The organism is Saliphagus sp. LR7 (assembly GCF_003344565.1).
Lineage (GTDB): Archaea > Halobacteriota > Halobacteria > Halobacteriales > Natrialbaceae > Saliphagus > Saliphagus infecundisoli.
The window spans coordinates 1-4,301 of sequence record NZ_QPND01000053.1 but is presented as its reverse complement, the minus strand read 5'-3'; the positions used below and the strand labels follow the sequence as shown (position 1 = coordinate 4,301).

The window sequence follows — 4,301 nt, the reverse complement described above, 5'->3', positions numbered from 1 at the left end:
TTTGATACCAAAATCCAGTTCTGGATAGACGACGCGTGAGGCGGCACGACAGACCTGTTTTGCTTCGTCGGTGTCGACCATGCCGACGACTACGAACCGAGTCGTCAGTTAGGTTCGGCAACTACTGTAAACGGCGGGATTCTCTCGCTGTTTAAAGATAGTAGGTAGATTGACCAGGATATCAAACAGCCACAGTATTGTTTTCGACCTCCTCAGCGCCCGTTCCAGCTATTCACCAGATGTCCTCGAGGCGCTGGCGGAGTTCGCGGGGAGAGGAATCGGACACCACATCTCGCCCTTCTCGTCGGGTCACTCGGCGCCCTCCTCAACGTAGCAATGGGCACACGGGCAGTTGCCGAGGAGCAGGTCACAGTCGTCGCTCTCCTCGCCGTCCGTCTCGACCTCGTCCTCAAGGACCTCGTCGTCGCCGACGACGAGCCCGCCGTCGGTCGCGACCGGCGAGGACTGGGGACCGTCGCCGGCGGTCGCCGCCTCGATGAGAGGCTCACGGATCGCGACGGCGAGAAGGGTCACACTGAGGTGATTGCCCCACCGCTTCCCCCGACCGACGCTCTCGAAAAAGCCGAAGACCATTTAACGAGCACAACAAAGGACTCATACGGAGATTTGAACAATGGCACGGGATCAGCCGGTAACCGACGCCGAACTCAAGGCCCTTAGCGAAGTCATCCGCGAACAGAAGGCCGACGTCCGCGCCTACCTCGAGAGCGAAGGCGTGGATACCAGTTCCTGGGACGACGAAACCGGCGATACCGTGCCCGACGCCGATCGCGAGCCCGCTGATTCGGATTAAGCTTTTCTACCTCTGTCTGGGGCTGTGAGCGCCAAAGAGTGCGAATCAATAGCTACCATGACACAGGATTGGCCCGTAACCGACACCGGTTCCGACGAGGAGCATCCGATCCGAGGGGAGCGTATCGCTGTAGCCCGAAGCGTCGTCTACGACGCGGACGGCGAGCTCATCGACGAGGACAATATCGAGAGCGCCCCAAGGCCCACGGTGTCGACGTCGGTGTGATGATATACGCCGCCGCCTCCAACAAATAGATACTCCAATTCTCGTGATCGAACCACTTTGATATCGGATCTTTCCCCGGCGTGTACTCATCAAAGGCATCGCCAAGGAGGCCATCGGGCCGTTGATCCGGGTCATCAGTACTAAGACACTGACCGATCTATAGACCTGATGCAGAGTATGTATGAGGACGACCGCCCTCCATTGCCTGACTGGATTCTTGACGTCTACGAGACGGTTCTAGAGCACGTAACGGACCAACGTGAATCTACCCCGGACGGAGAGCCATCCATGCCGACGCTGTCACGTGACCAGCTTACGGAGACCGTCCTCACGAGTGATCTCGAACTCGAGCCACAGGACGTTGATCACGCCGTTGACCGCCTTCACGACCGTGGGTATCTCTACGAAGTGGATGAGGGACTTCGCGTGACAGACGTCTCATACGAGTGATGAGCGATCTAAGGATGGTGTGAATGATGTCGATCCCGATCACTGAGAGAGGATCCGCGAGACGCGGTTATTCAAACAGTTCGTCGACGTACTGTGACTCCCACTCTCGACGATCCTCGATCTCTCGTCGCCCACGACGCGTCACCGAATAGAGATTTGTCCGTCGATCCTTCTCCCCTTTCTCGACAAGTCCCTTGTCGACGATGGTGTCGAGATTGGGGTAGAGCCGACCGTGATGGATTTCCGTTTCATAGTAGTTCTCAAGTTCGTCTTTGATCGCGAGCCCGTGAGGCTCGTCTAATCCTGCAGCAACGTACAGGAGATCGCGCTGGAAGCCGGTCAGATCGTACATGTGAAATCCCACTAAATAGATCGGTTTAAATATTTGGAAGTATACCCATTTACGCTGAAAGACGTCTACGTACACGGCTTACCCCTGTGAGAAAAGTATAGATTTTCATAGAACGTCTGGAGCTGTAAGCCGAACCGAATTGCCTGGGATTACCATTGCTCACGGAGCGTATGAGGAGGGGCAGGAAGGGGAGTCCCGCCCCGAGTACGTACAGGCCACAGTCCAGTCATCCATGATTGGCTGGCCGCGTGGACTGTGCGCGTGAGTGTCTTGCATCAGCGAATATAGTCGTTCCGATGGCTGGCCTTGTGCAACATTTGGCCTCTCACAGAAGGTCACCGTTGCACAAGGCTAACCGACGAGTTCGGCGGGACAAACTTTCCACTCATTCACGCCGTGCTCCAAGGGCCCCGAATCGTCCCGACACCCCGGCTCATCTCCGACTATGCCCCGGAACGGCCACATGACTCACGACGAGGCGAGGACGCTACTGAGCGCGATACGTCCTCATCGGAGCTGGGACAACAGCCCATACGTCGCTCAGCTGGTGGCACTCCTAGAGAAGTAGGTTCACTCAGCCTTGAGGTCGCGAACGTCGAGTTCACCACCGAGATACTGGGTCCCCTCGCGAGTAATATCGTAGACTCCGTTGCCAAGGTGAACGAGGAGCCCATACGTGACGAGTATCTTGCAGCGGGCATTGATGTGTTGCCGAGAGAATCGGACCCGATCGCTCTCAGCCATTTCTTTGGGGGTATCAGGCCCAGCGTCAGCAAGATGCTCCAGAATCCGATCATCAGCACGCGACATCCAGTCGTCGTCAAAGCGCATACCCAAACTCTGCTTGCGCCGACCCTATCCGAAACGCGCTAAGTCAATTGAAGAGTCTTCAAGCAACTATGGTTGACCCAACAACCTTAACACGCATCCTATCCTAGGCTTTGAGAGTTCACATGGATAGCCCACCAGCATGAAGGGGCGGACCATCACCTCCGCTCGTGGTTGAAATCGTTGATCGACTGGAAACATGTGGTCTTGATAGGGACGACTACCAGTTGTACGACGCTGTTGATGTCGAGGCACTCGAGCAATTACTGACCTCTGCGAACGAGGATATTGAGGTTCAATTGACCGTCAAAGGTGTTCGACTTGCACTCACACCGGATGGCGTTAACAGGGTATTCGCCGACTCAACCGATTCAGCAGACTAGTAGCCAACGCCATGCCAGACGACGTTGTTGAGCAGGAGGAATCCCATCTCATACCTATGTCTCACGGTTGTCGTTCCCGACGAAGGTAGCTGAATCTAGATTACCCAACGGAGCGGGCTTCCGCTTCCATCTCATTAGATGACTCAGCCAACACCCGCTCTCCAGCGCAAGGCTAATGCGAGTGCGCTCCATAGTTTATGTGTAGAACGCAGTCATGAGTGCCATAGAAGACACACAAAATAAACGGGGTGGACTTTCGACGCGAGAGAGTCGTCTGCTGTCGAGATTGGCTTCAGAGGGCCATCAGATCATCTCGATTGACGACATCGAAACGGCGCTCGAGGTCGCTCCGAATACTGCCCGGGAGATCGCCTCTCGACTGGCCGAGAAAGGCTGGCTTGACCGACTTCTTCCAGGGACGTATCTTATCATCCCGCTTGCCGCTGGCGAGGACGCCATCTATACGACCCACGAGTACCTCATCGCATCACACGTCGCTGAGCCGATGTATATCGGCTACTACAGCGCGCTCAGCCACCACGGGCTAACCGAACAAGTGCCCCGGACGGTGTACGTCGTGACGCCGACGCGCGCGCAGAGCCGCGAGATTCACGGCGTTCCGTACCGCGTAACGACGGTCACCGAACGGAAGTTCTTCGGCTCCGAATCAACCTCCATTGAGGGGACGACCGTCCACGTCAGTGACCTCGAAAAGACGCTCGTCGACTGTGCCGACCACCCGGAGTTCTGTGGCGGCCTCCAAGAGCTCGCGATCGCGATGCGAACCGCCGACGAGCAGGGTTGTTCTTGGAGGACCATCGGCAAGTACCTCGAGCGCCTCGATAACGGCGCCGCGACTAAGCGAATCGTCTACCTCGCCGACCAGCTCGGAATCAATCTCCCCACCCGCGAGGAACTCGTCGCGTCGTTCACGAGTGGCTATTCCCCAGTGGACCCGACGCGGCCCGACACCGGATCGACCGACAGTACGTATCGCCTCCGGATCAACGTCGAGCCAGCGACGCTGGAGCCGGCGGAGTCCTGATTGCGATGATCAGTCAGGATCGGCTTCGGATCCTCGCCCGGGAACTTGGCGTCCGCCAAGGGTACGCCGAGAAAAACTCAGTCGATCACACGAGTGACCGCACGAATGCATCGAGAACATGCTGAACCGGTCTGATCCGTGCTCGGATAGTGTCGGAGGAGTGGCGAAGACGGTGATCAGCACTGGATAGTCGCTGTCGGCGGC

Annotated in this window: 8 protein-coding genes and 1 pseudogene; 6 read left to right on the top strand and 3 right to left on the bottom strand. The window is 57.1% G+C overall.

All coding sequences use genetic code 11. The annotated features are described in order from the left end of the window. Nucleotides 1-309: 309 nt before the first annotated feature. A complete protein-coding gene (locus DVH23_RS23000; RefSeq protein ID WP_114579668.1) occupies nt 310-594 on the bottom strand; it encodes a hypothetical protein in 285 nt (94 codons plus the stop codon). Between the two features lie 40 nt (nt 595-634). Here DVH23_RS23000 and DVH23_RS22995 point away from each other — a divergent pair, with 40 nt between their 5' ends. The 3 genes from DVH23_RS22995 to DVH23_RS22985 all read left to right on the top strand — a co-directional run bounded on the left by DVH23_RS22995 (nt 635) and on the right by DVH23_RS22985 (nt 1,489). Next, the gene (locus tag DVH23_RS22995) at nt 635-814 is read left to right on the top strand and encodes a hypothetical protein (RefSeq protein ID WP_114579667.1); all 180 of its coding nucleotides are present in this window, start codon (nt 635-637) and stop codon (nt 812-814) included. 24 nt (nt 815-838) lie between these two features. Beyond that, nucleotides 839-1,039 (top strand): hypothetical protein, encoded by a 201-nt coding sequence (locus tag DVH23_RS22990; protein ID WP_114579666.1) that lies wholly within the window; start codon nt 839-841, stop codon nt 1,037-1,039. A 177-nt stretch (nt 1,040-1,216) separates the two neighbouring features. Beyond that, a complete protein-coding gene (locus DVH23_RS22985) occupies nt 1,217-1,489 on the top strand; it encodes a hypothetical protein (protein ID WP_114579669.1) in 273 nt (90 codons plus the stop codon). Nucleotides 1,490-1,556: 67 nt separating this feature from the next. Here the strand turns inward: DVH23_RS22985 and DVH23_RS22980 are convergent, their stop codons facing one another. Then, nucleotides 1,557-1,841 (bottom strand): helix-turn-helix transcriptional regulator, encoded by a 285-nt coding sequence (locus DVH23_RS22980; protein ID WP_114579665.1) that lies wholly within the window; start codon nt 1,839-1,841, stop codon nt 1,557-1,559. A 351-nt stretch (nt 1,842-2,192) separates the two neighbouring features. On the opposite strand from DVH23_RS22980, the pseudogene DVH23_RS24895 reads away from it, so the two are divergent. Continuing rightward, nucleotides 2,193-2,409: pseudogene (locus DVH23_RS24895) on the top strand (hypothetical protein); the annotation flags it as partial. Between the two features lie 2 nt (nt 2,410-2,411). Here the strand turns inward: DVH23_RS24895 and DVH23_RS22970 are convergent. Continuing rightward, on the bottom strand, nt 2,412-2,672 hold the full coding sequence (locus tag DVH23_RS22970; protein ID WP_114579664.1) for a MarR family transcriptional regulator: 261 nt from the start codon (nt 2,670-2,672) through the stop codon (nt 2,412-2,414). 167 nt (nt 2,673-2,839) lie between these two features. Between DVH23_RS22970 and DVH23_RS22965 the strand changes: the two genes are divergently transcribed. Together DVH23_RS22965 and DVH23_RS22960 are read left to right on the top strand one after the other, a co-directional pair. After that, nucleotides 2,840-3,052, top strand: a complete 213-nt coding sequence (locus DVH23_RS22965) for a HalOD1 output domain-containing protein (protein ID WP_114579663.1) — start codon at nt 2,840-2,842, stop codon at nt 3,050-3,052. Nucleotides 3,053-3,266: 214 nt separating this feature from the next. Beyond that, nucleotides 3,267-4,097, top strand: a complete 831-nt coding sequence (locus DVH23_RS22960; protein ID WP_114579662.1) for a type IV toxin-antitoxin system AbiEi family antitoxin — start codon at nt 3,267-3,269, stop codon at nt 4,095-4,097. The last annotated feature ends 204 nt before the right edge of the window (nt 4,098-4,301 follow it).

Bases quoted from the DNA above. Each gene is read 5' to 3' on its own strand.
- DVH23_RS23000 (WP_114579668.1), bottom strand. From the start codon at position 594: ATGGTCTTCGGCTTTTTCGAGAGCGTCGGTCGGGGGAAGCGGTGGGGC.
- DVH23_RS22960 (WP_114579662.1), top strand. From the start codon at position 3,267: ATGAGTGCCATAGAAGACACACAAAATAAACGGGGTGGACTTTCGACG.
- DVH23_RS22970 (WP_114579664.1), bottom strand. From the start codon at position 2,672: ATGCGCTTTGACGACGACTGGATGTCGCGTGCTGATGATCGGATTCTG.
- DVH23_RS22980 (WP_114579665.1), bottom strand. From the start codon at position 1,841: ATGTACGATCTGACCGGCTTCCAGCGCGATCTCCTGTACGTTGCTGCA.
- DVH23_RS22995 (WP_114579667.1), top strand. From the start codon at position 635: ATGGCACGGGATCAGCCGGTAACCGACGCCGAACTCAAGGCCCTTAGC.
- DVH23_RS22985 (WP_114579669.1), top strand. From the start codon at position 1,217: ATGTATGAGGACGACCGCCCTCCATTGCCTGACTGGATTCTTGACGTC.